Annotated in this window: 8 protein-coding genes, 1 pseudogene and 1 CRISPR repeat array; of the genes and pseudogenes, 3 read left to right on the top strand and 6 right to left on the bottom strand. The window is 65.5% G+C overall.

What is annotated here, in order from left to right:
* Positions 1-2 precede the first annotated feature (2 nt).
* Together FM125_RS11070 and FM125_RS11075 are read left to right on the top strand one after the other, a co-directional pair.
* On the top strand, positions 3-1,073 hold the full coding sequence (locus FM125_RS11070; RefSeq protein WP_087134666.1) for a Gfo/Idh/MocA family protein: 1,071 nt from the start codon (positions 3-5) through the stop codon (positions 1,071-1,073).
* Between the two features lie 89 nt (positions 1,074-1,162).
* On the top strand, positions 1,163-2,182 hold the full coding sequence (locus tag FM125_RS11075; protein WP_087134672.1) for a sugar phosphate isomerase/epimerase family protein: 1,020 nt from the start codon (positions 1,163-1,165) through the stop codon (positions 2,180-2,182).
* Positions 2,183-2,398: 216 nt separating this feature from the next.
* Here FM125_RS11075 and FM125_RS11080 read toward each other — a convergent pair.
* The 6 genes and pseudogenes from FM125_RS11080 to cas7g all read right to left on the bottom strand — a co-directional run bounded on the left by FM125_RS11080 (position 2,399) and on the right by cas7g (position 13,752).
* Positions 2,399-3,656: pseudogene (locus FM125_RS11080) on the bottom strand (IS256 family transposase).
* Between the two features lie 161 nt (positions 3,657-3,817).
* A CRISPR array of direct repeats spans positions 3,818-4,996; the repeat unit is 36 nt; unit sequence GCCTCAACGAAGTCCGCTGCACGAAGCAGCGGAGAC.
* Positions 4,997-5,186: 190 nt separating this feature from the next.
* On the bottom strand, positions 5,187-5,462 hold the full coding sequence (gene cas2, locus FM125_RS11085; RefSeq protein ID WP_245830036.1) for a CRISPR-associated endonuclease Cas2: 276 nt from the start codon (positions 5,460-5,462) through the stop codon (positions 5,187-5,189).
* Positions 5,463-5,488: 26 nt separating this feature from the next.
* Positions 5,489-7,072 (bottom strand): CRISPR-associated endonuclease Cas1, encoded by a 1,584-nt coding sequence (gene cas1 / locus FM125_RS11090; RefSeq protein WP_219337047.1) that lies wholly within the window; start codon positions 7,070-7,072, stop codon positions 5,489-5,491.
* A gap of 1,069 nt (positions 7,073-8,141) precedes the next feature.
* Complete coding sequence (gene cas3g, locus FM125_RS11100) at positions 8,142-10,949, bottom strand: type I-G CRISPR-associated helicase/endonuclease Cas3g (RefSeq protein WP_087134669.1); 2,808 nt, start codon at positions 10,947-10,949, stop codon at positions 8,142-8,144.
* The gene (gene csb2, locus FM125_RS11105; RefSeq protein WP_087134670.1) at positions 10,946-12,505 is read right to left on the bottom strand and encodes a type I-G CRISPR-associated protein Csb2; all 1,560 of its coding nucleotides are present in this window, start codon (positions 12,503-12,505) and stop codon (positions 10,946-10,948) included. The genes cas3g and csb2 overlap by 4 nt, the downstream gene beginning before the upstream one ends.
* A 2-nt stretch (positions 12,506-12,507) precedes the next feature.
* Positions 12,508-13,752, bottom strand: coding sequence for a type I-G CRISPR-associated RAMP protein Csb1/Cas7g (gene cas7g, locus FM125_RS11110; protein WP_070639573.1), 1,245 nt, complete (start codon positions 13,750-13,752; stop codon positions 12,508-12,510).
* A 266-nt stretch (positions 13,753-14,018) separates the two neighbouring features.
* Here cas7g and FM125_RS11115 point away from each other — a divergent pair, with 266 nt between their 5' ends.
* The gene (locus FM125_RS11115; protein WP_070639574.1) at positions 14,019-14,351 is read left to right on the top strand and encodes a transposase; all 333 of its coding nucleotides are present in this window, start codon (positions 14,019-14,021) and stop codon (positions 14,349-14,351) included.
* Positions 14,352-14,604 lie beyond the last annotated feature (253 nt).

The raw sequence follows: 14,604 nt of genomic DNA on the forward strand, positions 1-14,604 counted from the left end.
AGATGCGTGCAGGAATCATCGGCGGGGGCATGATCGCCCGCGTCCACGCCCACGCCGTCCGCGCCGCTGGGCACGAGGTGCTGGCCGCAGCCAGCCGCGACGTCGCTTCCGGACATCGCGCAGGGCTGCAGACGGGGGCCCGTGAGGTGCACTCCACTCCCCTGGAACTCATCGAAGATCCCCGCGTCGAGGTGGTGCACATCTGCTCCCCCAACGACACCCACCCCGATCTCGTGCGTGCCACCCTGGCTGCCGGCAAGCACGTGATCTGCGAGAAGCCGCTGGCCACGCGCCGGGACGACGCGCAGGCCATGGTCGATCAATGGCGAGCCACCGATCTTGTGGCCACGGTCCCCTTCGGCTACCGCTTCTACTCCTCCGTCCGTGAACTGCGGGCTCGCTTGGCCTCAGGCGCTGACGAACCACACCTGGTGCGGGGCAACTACCTGCAGGACTGGCTGTCCCGTCCCTGGGACACGAACTGGCGGGTGGACTCCGCTCAGGGCGGTCAGTCCCGAGCCTTCGCCGACATCGGAGTGCACCTGTGCGATCTCATGGAGTTCGTCACCGGCCAACGCATCACCTCGCTCACCGCCGACCTGTCCACCGTCTACGACACCCGTGGGACGAGCTCGGAGCCGGTGAGCACCGAGGACGCCGCTGTGTTCGTCTTCCGGCTCGACGGGGGCGCTGTGGGCAGCTCCGCGATCTCACAGGTGTCCCCGGGGCACAAGAACGACCTGCGCATCGCCGTGGACACCCCCAAGCACTCCTACGAGTTCCACCAGGAGGAGCCGAACACCCTGTGGATCGGCGGGCGGGACCAGACCCGGATCTGGCATCGAGCCGACGAAGATGCGTCACCTTTGTCCACGGCCTATGACCAGTCGCCCGGGGGACATCCCCAAGGGTGGCGCGACGCCTTCACCTCCTTCGTCGCCGACACCTACCGGGCCGCCCAAGGCGAGGAAGTGGATGGGCTGCCGACCTTCGACGACGGCCTGCGTGCAGCCGTTCTTACCGACGCGGTCCTCGCCTCCGCCGCCTCCGGCCGTTGGGTGGACGTCCACTGACCCACCCACTGCAGGGAACACCCCACCTACCAACCGACGCGCGTCTAGAGCGCGAAGAATTCGCTGGCGTACTCGAAACGGAGCCCATGATGACTCACGAGAACTCTCACCCCGTCACCCTGTTCACCGGCCAATGGGCTGACCTGCCCTTTGAGGAGGTGGCCCGGCTGGCCGCCGAGTGGGGCTATGACGGGCTGGAGATCGCCTGCTCGGGCGATCACCTCGATGTGTGGCGGGCGGCTGAGGACGATACCTATCTGGCCGGGCGCAAGGAAATCCTCGATCGGTATGGCCTGAAGGTCTGGGCGATCTCCAACCATCTCACGGGGCAGGCCGTCTGCGACGACCCCATCGACTTCCGCCATCAGGCCATCGTCGGCTCCCGCATCTGGGGCGACGGTGAGGCCGAAGGCGTCCGAACTCGTGCGGCCGAGGAGCTCAAGCTCACCGCGAAGGTGGCCCGCAGACTCGGAGTGGACACCGTGGTGGGCTTCACCGGCTCATCGATCTGGCAGTACGTGGCGATGTTCCCCCCGGTGCCGGCTTCGGTGATCGAAGCGGGCTATGAGGACTTCGCTGCCCGGTGGAACCCGATCCTCGATGTCTTCGACGGCGAGGGCGTGCGCTTCGCCCACGAGGTCCACCCCTCCGAGATCGCCTACGACTACTGGACCAGCGTCCGGGCCTTGGAGGCGATCGATCACCGGTCCGCTTTCGGCTTCAACTGGGACCCCAGCCACATGATGTGGCAGGGCATCGACACGGTCGGATTCATCGTCGAGTTCGCTGACCGGATCTATCACGTCGACTGCAAGGACACACGCCTGCGTCCGCCCGCCGGCCGGGCCGGGATCCTGGGCTCACATCTCCCCTGGGGGGATCCTCGACGCGGGTGGGACTTCGTCTCCACCGGACGAGGGGACGTGCCCTGGGAAGACGCCTTCCGGGCGTTGCGCGCCATCGGCTACACCGGGCCGATCTCCATCGAGTGGGAGGACGCCGGAATGGACCGCCTCCACGGCGCCGCCGAAGCCGTCCAGTACGTCCGATCCCTGCTCTGGAAGACCCCCGAAGCCTCATTCGACGCAGCTTTCAGCAACCAAGACTGACCCCACCCGACAACACTCACCACGCGACTCAGGAGGAACTGAAGCGCCTCCGGTTTCGTTCCGAGGTCAGAATGCAGCGGGCGCTACGTCTCGGTCGAGAGTGTAGGCCGCCGCGACCGTGACGTAGCGCAGTAGCCGAGCCCTTCGTGAAGGTGGGCGGTGTTCCAGGTCAAGTTCCATGAAGTGGTGTAGTGGCTGATTCCTTCGTTGGGGTTGTCAGGCGCTGAGCTCGAGGGCTGGGTCAGATTCGGTGTCCGCCTCGCTTCCCGTGTTGCTGACGGTGGTGAGCCGGCAGCGGGCCAGGACCTCCAGGCCGAGGTAGTAGCGACGGCCCTCGGCCCATTCGTCGGTCTGCTCGGCCAACACCGCGCCCACCTGGCGCACGATCGCCGCCCGGTTGGGGAAGATGCCCACCGCCTCGGTGCGGCGACGGATCTCGCGGTTGAGCCGTTCGGCCGGGTTGTTGGACCAGATCTGGGTCCAGACGTCCTTGGGGACCGTGGTGAACGCCAGGATGCCGGCTCGGACAGCATCGAGGTGCTCGGCCACCACCGGCAGCTTCTCGCTCACCTAGTCCAGCAGCCGGTCGAACTGGTGGTTCACCGCCGCAGCGTCGGGTTGGTCATAGACGCTGTGCAGCATGGCCTTCACGGCCGGCCACATACTCTTGGGCGTGGTGGCCATCAGGTTCTCTGCGTAGTGGGTGCGGCATCGTTGCCAGACGGCTCCGGGCAGGTTCGCGGCGATGGCGTCCTTGAGCCCGGTGTGGGCATCAGAGATGACCAGCCGGACCCCGGCCAAGCCGCGGGCGACCAGGTCGGCGAATAACTCGTTCCACGCCGCCCCGGTCTCGCTGGTGGCCACCCGCAGGCCCAACACCTCGCGGTGGCCGTCGCCGTTGACCTCGGTGGCGATGAGCACCACCGCGTTGACGACCCGTCCGCCCTCGCGGACTTTCATCGTCAGCGCGTCCGCGGCCACGAACGTGAACGGGCCCGCCTCGCTCAAGGGTCGGTGGCGGAAGTCCTCGACCTGCTCATTGAGGTCCGCGGCCATCCGGGACACCTGGGACTTCGACAGGGTGTGGATGCCCAAGGTCTTGACCAGCTTGTCCATCCGCCGGGTGGACACCCCGGCCAGGTAGCAGTTCGCGACGACAGTGATCAGCGCCGATTCCGCCCGCTTGCGGCGCTCCAGCAGCCACTGAAGGGAAGTACGTGCCGGACCGCAGCTTCGGGATGGCCACGTCCACGGTGCCGACCCGGGTGTCCAGGTCCCGGTGCCGGTACCCATTGCGCTGGGCCGTGCGGTCACAGGAGGGTTTGCCCCATTCGGCGCCGACCACCGCGTCGGCATCAGCGCAGAGCAGGGTGTTGATCATCGTCTGCAGCAGGGGGCCCATCATGTCCGGAGACGCTTCGGACAGGGCTTCGCCCAACAGGCCGGCGGGGTCGACAATATGAGGAGCGGTCATCATGATGACTCCATTCGAGGATTCTGTGGAAGGTTGACTCGAAGGATCACACGGTGGCCGCGTCCACGTCTGAGACGACGTGCCCGACCACCGGGCGCGACACCACTTCCGGGGACTCGACCGAGACCTGGCCCTTCACCTCGATGACCGGATCGAGCGTCGCCTCAACGAAGTCCGTTGCACGAAGCAGCGGAGACACCCCGGCGGTGCGCTCCTGCGCGAACCGTGTGCCGTCGCCTCAACGAAGTCCGCTTCACGAAGCAGCGGAGACCGTCTTCGACGAGCCGGACATGCCCGCGAACCGCGAGCCTCAACGAAGTCCGCTGCACAAAGCAGCGGAGACCGGCAAGACCTTCACCGACTCCCGAGGCGGCACCTGGGCCTCAACGAAGTCCGCTGCACGAAGCAGCGGAGACGGCGGACGCCCAGGCCATTCCATCTCCCAAACCTCCTTCGCCACAACGAAGTCCGCTGCACGAAGCAGCGGAGACCAAGGAGTCCGTGTTGCCCTTCGGGCGGGTGAAGCCTCAACGAAGTCCGCTGCACGAAGCAGCGGAGACCCGTGGCGGTGGCGGCGGCCTTCATGGACGACACGCCTCAACGAAGTCCGCTGCACGAAGCAGCGGAGACGTAGGGGTAGGCGTTGCGCTCGCTGGGCTCGTCGCCTCAACGAAGTCCGCTGCACGAAGCAGCGGAGACGGATGACCCGTCGCTTGGCCGTCACCTTCTTCGTGCCTCAACGAAGTCCGCTGCACGAGGCAGCGGAGACAGGATGGTCTGGCGATTTCCATTGACCGGTCCGTTGAGCCTCAACGAAGTCCGCTGCACGAAGCAGCGGAGACACACCCTGGTGCTGGCCCCGGACCCGCGTGGCTGGATGCCTCAACGAAGTCCGCTGCACGAAGCAGCGGAGACGGACGGACTCGGTGAAGCGCATGTGGTACCAGTCGCCTCAACGAAGTCCGCTGCACGAAGCAGCGGAGACATGGCCGTTGCATCGAGCGCTACACCGTGGGCCGGCCTCAACGAAGTCCGCTGCACGAAGCAGCGGAGACACCGGGGCGAAGTGCTCGGCGTACAGGTCTCGGGCGCCTCAACGAAGTCCGCTGCACGAAGCAGCGGAGACCTTCATGAAGGGCTATTTCGAGCACACTGGGACTGGCCTCAACGAAGTCCGCTGCACGAAGCAGCGGAGACCGGCGGAGAGGGCGGCGTCAATGTCTGCGGCCTGCTTGCCTCAACGAAGTCCGCTGCACGAAGCAGCGGAGACAGAAGTGGGACGAGGACTGGGCCGCCGGTGATGAGCCTCAACGAAGTCCGCTGCACGAAGCAGCGGAGACAGTGGGCAACATTACCGCCCTCTGACAAGGAGCTGAAGAGTCTCTCGCGAGAGGTCCCGGCTGCGCAGGCTCGAGTCGCGGCCAGGCACGCCGTGGGACGACCTCAACTAGCGTCTGACCAGGCATTTTCTGGATGCGATACCTCACCGGGTTTTCTACACCGATGGACCCCTCGCGGAGGGTACAGCACTCAGATAATGACGGGACCCATCTCCATGACATCGCGTGAGCGTCCGAGAAAGCTGAACTGTTCGTCGGACAACGCGGCGGTCAGACCCAGGTCGCAGATGAGGATGCTGTCTTCCTTCGTATCGAGGATGTCCGTCAGGGTAGCCGTCAACTGCACGAAACGCGACGGCAAGAGATCCACCACGAAGACGGAGTACTGTACTCGATCTCCGAACTCTTCCAGCGCACGGGCAACCCGCAATCGTCGACGATCCGAAGGAATGTCATACGCGATCAACTTGCGCCTCATTCGGTCCCGGGAACTCATCGCACCCTGATTCCCTTGTAGGTGGGTTGGGTGCCGTCGAGAACGCCCAGGAACATTCTCGCTTGCACTTCGATGGCTCTTCGCCACGTCATCCGGTACTGGAACACAGGGTGCATGAACTCAGTGACCAACCGCCGTTCCACTCCGGAGATCAGCTTGCGTCGGCCGTGCTGAGTGAATCGCGCGCCGCCGAGCACATGAGTAAAGGACCTCTCTCCGAACTCTCCGTTGTTGAACGCCGTCAGCACGGCGGCGTCAACGAGCGGGGCTCGAAACTCCTCCATGAGGTCCAGGGCCAAGGCAGGTTTGTTCCGTCCTGGGGAATGGAGCAACCCTGCATGCGGATCCAGCCCACAGGCCAGCACCGCACGGATGACTTCCCCCAGCAGCATGCCGTAGCCGTAGTTCAGGGCCACATTCAGTTCATCGACCGCACCACGACCCACCCGACCGGGAAAATTCGCTCCGATGGATGAATCGACCGCGTCAGACAGGAGCCTCGGAAATCTATCGAAGTAGGCGGCCGCTGCACGTCCTTCGATGCCGAACAGCTCCTGCTCAGTCGGTGCAGTAAGGGCCATTCGTGTCGCCGAACGCAGCTGGGCAACGACAGACGCATCGCCGCCGAAACGCCGCAGAATTGTGGCCTGATTGGAGATCTTGGCAGCAATAAATTCGCGAGCCACATCTACGCGCCCCTGAGCGGCGACCTCGAACTGGCGAAAGCGCGCCCCGCCGTTCGGAGAACGTACCCCATTGGTCCATCCCACAACACGGCCCGTCCCGGTGCACCAGACCCCCGGAAGCCCACGCCACATCATTTCGCGGAGCAACGCTCCCGACAGATCGACATTGCCGTGCACCATTACAGCGGTCATACGTTCAAGAGGGACGCTGGCCAACTTCTCGTCACCTTGCACCACGGTGAGACGTCCCCGGGAGAGACTGGCGCGGCTGCCTGGCGCCGTCAGATGCACGACTTCCCCGGTCGGGTCCGGTGGCACGATGCGGCGCACCACCGCAGCTTCTTGCCGCTCTTCCGGTAGGCACACTGAGGAGTGTGAGCACCGCATGCACTTGGGGTCGTCGCTCAAGGGTGCGGGCGCCCTTGTGGAGGACACCACCTTTCGTGTCGCCTCCACGGCGGCGACGGCGGCGGACCGATCCGCGTCGTCAAGGTCAACAGGCACGTTTCGGTGATGGTGGGTGAAGTACACCTGGGCGGCGGCCACCTCATGGCCCATGGCTTCCAATGCCATCGTCTGCAGCGTCAACTGCAGGCGGTTCGCTTCGGACACCGTGGGCGATCTTTTCACCGGTGTTGCCTTGTGCTCAATGATTCTGAGGGCGCCGGACGGAAGACGTTCAGCCCGATCGATACGACCATGAAACCCGAGAGTGCGCTCTCGGACATCCACGGCGCGCACGGTGTCGCCCTCACCGGCCGACGGCGTATCCACCCGGCGGTGCGCCGCCGTCCCCTCCGCCATCTGCGCGACCTGCGGGGCTTTCTCCCCCATCGCCTCGAGCCAGGCCCTCCGGGGGCAAAAGCTCCAATGCGCCACCAAGCTGATCGGCACGGAGTCTTCGTACGGTTCCCCACCGTCAAGACCCGCCTCATCCTGCGCCGTTCTCATGCGACTGCTTTCCCCGAGAGCGCCCTGCGCTCAGACGCTGACGTGCTTCCGGTGCGTAGCACTGGAAAGGCGAGGATGTGCCCAAAGCCCCACGACGCCAGTGGGGACACCTCTACACCGAGGGCGCCGACCAGAGCCTCCGTCTGAGAGCTGGCGTGGACCATCTCGACCAAGTGGCGGGAACGCAGTGCTGCCGTGAAGCGAGACAACGTGACCCATGACGTCGGCACGGGCATGAGCAGCCGCCCTGGCTGCCCCGCCATAGGGCGAATCGACGCCGTTGAAGTGGACACGTCGTGAGCATCGGCCCACACAGGCAGGCTGGCCAGGCCCCAGAGCCCGGCCCATGCCCGCGCCGCGTCCACGGGTCCCAGAGGCGCGAGGCCGGTCGCGGTCCGAGAGTCCGATTTTCCCTTGCCTGGTTCATCCACCAGGGTCTCGCCTAGCAGGCCACTGGTCACCGCGGCTGCCTCACGGGCTGCCACCGCACGGCCCGCCGGGAGAAGCGCGTGCGTGACAAATTCCATGCCCTTGTTCCGCGTCCGCATCTCCCACGCCGAGGCTCCATGGTCCGGTCGCAGCCTCTGATCATTGCGGTGCCACCAGGCGCGCTCTCCAATCCCGAGGATCATCGCCGAGTCCAGGCCCCGCAGAGGCCTCAACGACCCCTGACGAATGCCCAGGAGCTCTTCCCACCCGGCTTCCGTAGACGGAACATTGGTGCGTGCGGAAAAGAGGGCGCCATACTCCGGGGCCTTTCGGTGCATCCACCCGGTGGCGTCCTCCACATGGTGGCGCGCATGATCACGCACCACGTGCCCCAGGGCCTCACTGTCCAGGCTCGGTGCTGCCAGCTGAGGGCGTGCGTCCGCAGAGTCCGTCCATCGCAGCCGCACGGTTCCCGCCCCGTAGGCCTCCTCGACCATGTGGGCCGCGCCCAGCAGTGCCATGTGAGACAGCAGTGTCTCAATGGACCCAGCGAGCGTGATGGGCTTCAGGTTCTCCGTCATGGTCAGCGTCCTTCCTTCGAGATCGACACATCCGCTGAGCGCAGCAGAGCCTCCAGCCACGCCACGCCCCAGATTCCCCATTCGGCATCCGTCCGCTCCACCCAAGCGTCCCATTGCCCGACGTCGAACAACTCGGTGGCAGCCGCACGAAGCGAATCGTGAGCACTCGGATGGAGCAGCTCGTCGCTGTTCATCGGGAATACCCCACGGCCCAGACCATGACTGGTGCCCACGAGCCGAACAATCAGCGGGTCCACTCCAGGAACGGCTTCGCACAACATCGCCGCAGATAGCTGTTCATGCCGCCATTTGGACGGCAAGAACGACTTCTGCCGCAGCGGAAGCCGCGCCTGTCCGCTCTTGGCCAGCGGCTCAGTGGATCCCTTGCCCTGCGTCAGCCAATCCTGGAAACGCGGGTCGCGCTTCCCGTCGTCGTGGTGCAGGCCAGCGAGTTCGAGGAGCTGGAGCATGCCCTCGGGCAGCCCTGCCCGTGAACCGGACTCCCGTGCTCGCCCAGCCACGTCACGCTGGTGGTCGGCCAGGAATACACGCTGTGACACGGATGTCACGGACAGCTCCGCATCATCCGAAACGGCGGGGTGTCGGATGGAGAACAGCACCCAGGACGCCTGCTCCGGTGCTTCGGAGGATCGCCCACCGGCCACCACAGCGATCCGTGCCTCCAGCTCACTGTCCTGTTCCGGGATTCCCAGGTAAAGCCGCCAGGTCTCCCACTGACCTCGGTCCTGGAGAGCATGGCGGACGGACCTCACAGTAAGCGCTTCGTCTTCATCCTGCAGCGCAGCGGCCACCTCCAGGAGAGACTGCCGCAAATGGTCAGCAACGCCCGCAAGCGGCCGGCCTGTGGTGACCGCTACGGAGCGGCCCTGTGTCCCGACGGCGTGGGTAGCGCCGAGAGCCGGGTCCTCAGGTGATGGATCGAGCACGTCCCCGACCTCGCTCGTTCCCTCAGGGACGATCACCGCTGACATGGTCGCTGCCCAATCATGGGGCACCACAATGGTCTCACCGGGACGCAGTTGCGGCACACCGTCGCTCGGAGAGACCGCTTCCCACCCGTCCTCGCGACGGATGAACATTACCGAAGGACTCCGTCGGCCTCGCAGCATTGGAGCCAACCGGGTGATGGTCGAGGGGTAGGCCTCATGCGGCTGTGGTGGGGCAATCGTCAGCAGCGCAATGCTCTCACCGATATCGATGCCGTCATCGACGCCCTCTCCGACACGCGGCAGCCGCCTGCCGACGACAGTCACGTCTGCGTCCGGGTCCAGACCGTCTCGCAGCCACAGGGTGAGGTCTGGTTCCACCACCAAACGCTCGGAAGTCCGGCTGAACAGGGCTGCGCGTGATGGTTCGATCTCACTGAAGACCGGCCGGGACGGTGCCTCTGCCGGCGCAGGGTCGGCCAGGATAGCCGTAGGTGCGATCCCGTTGGGGTCGGCGGCCCTCCGGTCGAGCCATGTTGCCGATGCCTCCAGATCCGAGGGCCGATACGGCAAGGCGAACTTCTCCGTCACCTTCTCTCCTGGGGGACAGAGAACGTGCACGGGCCCCATATCCCTGAGGCCACGGCGGTTCACCCGGCCAGCCCGCTGTGCTAACGCGGCGCCGGGAGCCAGGTCCGTGATGAGCGCTGCGAAATCCAGGTCCAGCCCCACCTCGATGGCCTGGGTGGCAACATAGACGTCGGGGGCGCCCTTACTTCGATCCGTTGTCTGCTCCCACCGACGGCGTGGCCCCACAATCAGCTGCACTCGCAGCTCAGGTGCCCCCTTCTGGAGAAGGTCATGGACGGCCAAGGCGGACGCCACACGGTTGACCACGACCCCCACGGGGGTCTGACCTGCCTTCACGGCATCCTGCACCATCGCCATGATCTCGCGGGCAGCCGAGGTGGCTGCGGCACCCGTCTGGCCAGACAGCCACGGCCCATCCGTGTGGAGAGTCACCGGCTTCGGTCGGGTGAGACGCTGCGACAACTCGGGCTCGATCCGTCCTGCCCGGATGTCGTCCAGGGCCACTCCGATCGCAGCCGAGTCCGAAGGCAGTGCAGCCGGTGTCGCCGTGGTCTCCACAACCTGCAGGGCCTGCACATGGGCGGCGAGCGGCGACTCGGCGGCGAGCGCACTCACCCGCTGCGCGGTGGTGAGCAACTGCCTGTTCAGGTGCGCCTCATCGACCACAAGCACGGAGTCATGGGCCAACAGGCCGGCCTCACGCGGACGCATGCCGACCGATGACCCATACCCACGGAACAAGAGACGGCTGCCTGCCATATCCGGTGTCGCGCAGATGATCTGGCAGGAGAGCGGATCGTCCTGCCACCCACGTTCCGGAGCGATACCACCTCGAAGTGTGGTCACACCGAGGACGGTCTCTGTCCACGGAGAAAGACTGTGCAGGATCCGCGCGGCGCGGCCGAGCACACCGTCCTCACCCTCAGTCAGAGCATTAGACAACGCGCGTGCATGATGCTGCGCTCGTTCGGCCATGTCATCCACGAGGGCGCGGCGGCCGACGACGTGCCACAGCCGACGCGGAACCCGAGGTCCGGACCAGTCCGGCGCATGGGTCACGGCCACAGCGAACACATGGACGTCGAGCACAGCCGACTTGCCCGAACCTGTCGGCGCGACGATCGCTTCCGGCCACCGGCCGTTCCTGATCACGAATTCCGCGAGCTCCTGCTGCCACCCGAACGGGCGGTTACCATCATTGAGAGCGGCGAAGAAGCTCCCGAACTCAGGAAGCGTCAGACCAGCGGTGATCGCTGTCTGCTGCGGTGTCATGCGTCCTCCTGCATCATGGTCTGCACGTCGCGTGGAACCAACAGGCCACAGCCGAGGTGTCGGCTCTGACCCAAGGCCACGATGGATCTGTCTGAGACCAGGGACCCCATGTCCACAGTCAGCCGATAGGGCTGCGGCAAGCTGGCCCGGTTCGTCTTGTGCACGTAGGCACTGGGAGTCAGCGTCCTCAGTGCTCGCCCACTGAGTCGGACACCAAGGTCCGTGACAGCTGCGTAGCGGGCGGCCGCCTGGGTGTCCCCGGTCTCCGGGTACAGTTCGCGGAAGACATTGCCCAACGACCAGGCAGCGGCGAGGTCGACGTCGCGGATCCCGACCACCGACTTGAGGCGGCGCTCCGCCACGACGGCGGGCATCGCTTCCCAGGCGCGCGTGTACCCCGGCCGGGGAGCCCGCCAGAACGCATCGCCCGCGAAGATCTCGACCTTGTCCGGCTCAACTGCCAGCTGATGTGCCTTCGTCACAACACGACACAGCCCCGTGAGTGCACCAACCAACGCCCCCAATGCATGGCCGCTCATACCCCGGGGGACCATGAGCAGAAAACGATCGTGGGAGTCGTCGAAGGGCAGACCGTCCACGTCACCAGGGACATAGTGCAATGCCACCCGGTTGGCTGCCGGAGGCATTGACGGTGCGTATCTCCCCGTCACCTCAGGCGGAGCCCCCGCACCCATCCGGGCCACGATGGCGCGATGGAGAGCGACACAGACACTCACGAACCGTTCCTCCGGAACCGGCCGGGACTGGGACGCAATCGGCAGTGCCAGCACGTGAGACCACGGGACATCCGCATCAAGCGTGTCCACGGGACGAAACACCCCGGTGCGCTGACAGGTCTCGTCGGGCCGCGGTGCATGCGGACGCGTCGACGTCGTGTGCTTGTCTGCAGCCACACTCGGGGGCTTCCCGCGGTACTGCGCCGCATGTGCTGCCTCCAGCTCAGCCAGCCGTCCGCGCGTCGGCATGACCTGGCGCAGCTCCCCCGCATGCTGACGCAATCCCGCAGCGTCATCCAACCGGTGGGTGGGCTCACCGACGGTGTCACCAGTGTGCACTCGCAGCCGCACTGGAGACGAGGTCTCTCCGAGGTGGGGAACATCGGCGCAGAGCGTGTCGAGAGTCCTGATCATGCCGCTTCCGGCCTCAACGTCTTCCCAGATCCACAGCACCGGTCCGCCGAGGGCGAACCCCTCGGACATGGTGCGAGCGGTGACCTTGTTGTTGACCCGGCCCTTTTCTTTCAGGAAAACCCCTTCCTTGCGGTAGGTGTATGTCCGGCCGCCGGCCGAGACCGGGACGACGGTCGGAACCGACATCGCCGAGGGCGGGTGCTCCTCCAACCACTCAAGGACCTCGAGTGCGCCAGGAGTGAAGGGAGACCGCACGTCACCCGTCGACAACGAACCAACAGCGGCGGCTTGGATCAGAGCTGAGAACAACCGACTGATCGCCGGCACTTTCTCTGCGGCGCCATCCGCTCCGTGACCCGTGTACACCCCCAGCGGAAACTCCGCGCTGATCGCGAGGGTCGCCATGCTCAGGCCTCATCCGCGTCGTCACTCGTTGCAGCACCGAGGATGATCGGATTGCCAACGAGGGAGAGCGTCTGACCGGACCACTCGACGCCAGCCACCTTCTTAGCGTGCGCCAGCGCCTGTTCGAACACCTCCACGGCCGTCTCGACGTCGATCGGCGCGAGATCCAGGGACTTTCCGTAGCGCTGGTCGAGGGTGACCGCAGGCTCGCCCTTCTCACGCAGGTGACAGTTCGCACGCAGGTGCAGCTCACGGTCGGACAGAGACATGCCCAGCAATCCATACGCCGCGAGCAAGGCCCGGGAGGCCACGTCCGCCTCTGTCGTCCCCCCGAAACGGAGCTGCCGGAGAGCAGCGAAAGAGAGGAGCCTGCGGCGGGTGATGGACCGACACGCCACACCGCCCAGCTCACCGAGCGAGGGCGGAATGTTCCCCAAGCCCAAGGTGGACATCGAGGAGCCGGTGTCGCCCTTCTTCTTGGCCTCCGACAGGATCTTGGCTTGGAGCTTGTCACTGAGCTCCTCAGCCTGGTCCTTCACCAGGGCCTCGACGTCTTTCGCACTGGGCTTGACGCTGGCGGCGACGGGATCCACACGTGCCGCGGCACGCCGATTGCGCCGCTCGTCCGGACGGTGGTCCTGGTCTGTCAGAACACCGATGACCTCGCCGGTCAAGCAGGTCTGATAGCGGCCCTGATGCGACTTCCGCGTGGAATCCCACGCGCCAAGAACCAGCGACGTGGGAGCGGCTTCAAGGAGGGGGCGCGCATTGTGACGTGTGGCGTTGCGCAGGGCCCGGTACACGTCCGACTGGGTGACGGGCACCCCGTCCAGGGACGCCGAACGAATGTGGGCGTCGAACGCGCGATGCGGGAGAGTCAAGTCGGATTCGACCTGGCCGCCATAGGCAACCTCAATGGAGGGCACCTTCCGCAGGGCCGCACCCTCCCTAGTGGAACCGTCGCGTCGGGCCTCCACGATCGCATCCTCGTCCCGATTGGAAACCGACTGCTTCGAATCGACGACAACGGTCCAGACGGGCGCCGGCGCACCGTCATCCCCCCGCTCCATGCGCGTCTCGAACGCGAACGTGGCGCCGCGCCCGTCCTGCAGAACGCGAGCCGGAGCAATCACCGCCCCCGGTCCGCCCGCCGGCTCGAGCTCCGTCTCAGACAGCAGAGACGTGCTCCCACCTGGGGCGCAAGCAGACAGCAGATGGTCGAGGGACAGGGTCGTGCGGTCAGTCATGAGAGGGGCCTTTCGTTGCCGCGGCTATTGAGTGGAACGGTTCGGCGAACACGATGCTTATCGCGTCCGCCCTGTACGGGAACCTGTGCATCAGCTGGCCCGTGAGGCCCACGGTAGCACCAAGACTACTCATCAGCCAGCACTCCTTCGTGCATCCAACACTCTCAACCCAGTATGCTCTATCGACCGGGGGAGGCCACCGCACTCGATGAGGGGAGCCCGCTCTCCTGGACGGGAGGCCCCTCTCAATGGATGAAAGGAGTCGCATGCCGATTAAGTACACCCCAGAGTTCAAGGTGAAGGCCCTGCAGCTCATCGAGGAACACGTCCGTGTAGAGCAGTGCTCTGCCTTGGCCGCCTGCACCAAGGTCGGCGAAACCCTTGGCGGGATCTCCCCTCACACCCTGCGGAAGTGGTGGAAGCGAAGCGGTCTGGACCGAAGTGAGGCGCTCGGTGTGAGCACTGATCACTCTGAGGAGATACACCGACTTCACCAAGAGAACCGCACGCTGCGCGACGAGAACGAATGGCTCCGCCACACCTTGGCGTATTTTGCAGCGCGGCCCTACCGCCCACACCGTGATGACCCAGATCAGTGACCACTGTCGAGACATCGCGAAGGTAGGCTTCGGCATGCGCCTTCGCCACTCCGAGAGCTTTCATTGAGGATGGGTTGACAGAGTCGGTTGTCACACCCGGCCGCACCTACGCGGAGCACTCTCCGCGTCTTCGTTGCACTCGGGGTGGCGAGGGTGCACGGCGGACTCAATCGATGAGTGCAACAGATCCTTCCTGGGGGGCGTGTCAGATGGTCTGTGTAAGCCGTACCGAGAGGAACGGTAAGAATCATGA

Origin of the sequence: Micrococcus lylae, from assembly GCF_900163825.1 — a bacterium.
Lineage (GTDB): Bacteria > Actinomycetota > Actinomycetes > Actinomycetales > Micrococcaceae > Micrococcus > Micrococcus lylae.

What these genes read in the sequence shown, in the direction of transcription:
- FM125_RS11075 (WP_087134672.1), top strand. Translation starts at nt 1,163, where the DNA reads ATGACTCACGAGAACTCTCACCCCGTCACCCTGTTCACCGGCCAATGG.
- FM125_RS11070 (WP_087134666.1), top strand. Translation starts at nt 3, where the DNA reads ATGCGTGCAGGAATCATCGGCGGGGGCATGATCGCCCGCGTCCACGCC.
- csb2 (WP_087134670.1), bottom strand. Translation starts at nt 12,505, where the DNA reads ATGGCGACCCTCGCGATCAGCGCGGAGTTTCCGCTGGGGGTGTACACG.
- cas3g (WP_087134669.1), bottom strand. Translation starts at nt 10,949, where the DNA reads ATGACACCGCAGCAGACAGCGATCACCGCTGGTCTGACGCTTCCTGAG.
- FM125_RS11115 (WP_070639574.1), top strand. Translation starts at nt 14,019, where the DNA reads ATGCCGATTAAGTACACCCCAGAGTTCAAGGTGAAGGCCCTGCAGCTC.
- cas7g (WP_070639573.1), bottom strand. Translation starts at nt 13,752, where the DNA reads ATGACTGACCGCACGACCCTGTCCCTCGACCATCTGCTGTCTGCTTGC.